The sequence below is a fragment of the Pseudomonas juntendi genome (assembly GCF_009932375.1).
Lineage (GTDB): Bacteria > Pseudomonadota > Gammaproteobacteria > Pseudomonadales > Pseudomonadaceae > Aquipseudomonas > Aquipseudomonas juntendi.
The window spans coordinates 1-491 of the sequence record NZ_BLJG01000410.1 but is presented as its reverse complement, the minus strand read 5'-3'; the positions used below and the strand labels follow the sequence as shown (position 1 = coordinate 491).

Genomic DNA, 491 nt, shown 5'->3' with positions numbered 1-491 from the left:
GGCCAGCACTTCCAGCAACGCGTTGAAGCTGAGCGATGCACTGGGGACCAGGCTCGATGACGTTACAGTCAACTGCGCCATTTCGCGCAACTGCGGTACCTGAAGCAGTTGCTGCTCACAATCCAGGGTGGGCGTTACGCCACACCCACCCGCTGTAGCCTGCATACTGACCGTCCCGCCCAAACTGGCGATCGACAGCTTGGGCAGGTCCGAATGCTCAATCATCCTTCTCCCCCCACCAGTAACCCGATCAGCGGTACGATTCCCAACGTGCTGATCGCCATCGACACCACGTTGCCGATGTAGCCATGCACATAACCCGGCAACCGCTGCGTGATCGCCACTGCCAGCGGCGGAGCCACCAGGGCCCCCAGCACTGCACTGGCCACAATGACTTGCCAACTACCGCCATGCGTCAGCACGGCGGCCGGCACGATCGAGACAATCGGAATATAAGTCGGATACCACCCCCGGGCTTGCCACTGGCCGCG

The 491-nt window shown here is 61.7% G+C and carries 1 protein-coding gene and 1 pseudogene; both read right to left on the bottom strand.

What is annotated here, in order from left to right; all coding sequences use genetic code 11:
* Nucleotides 1-225: asparaginase domain-containing protein (locus tag GYA94_RS26375; RefSeq protein ID WP_174824214.1), on the bottom strand; the 225-nt coding region annotated here is incomplete at its 3' end.
* Nucleotides 222-491: pseudogene (locus tag GYA94_RS26370) on the bottom strand (hypothetical protein); the annotation flags it as partial. The pseudogene GYA94_RS26370 and the gene GYA94_RS26375, both read right to left, overlap by 4 nt.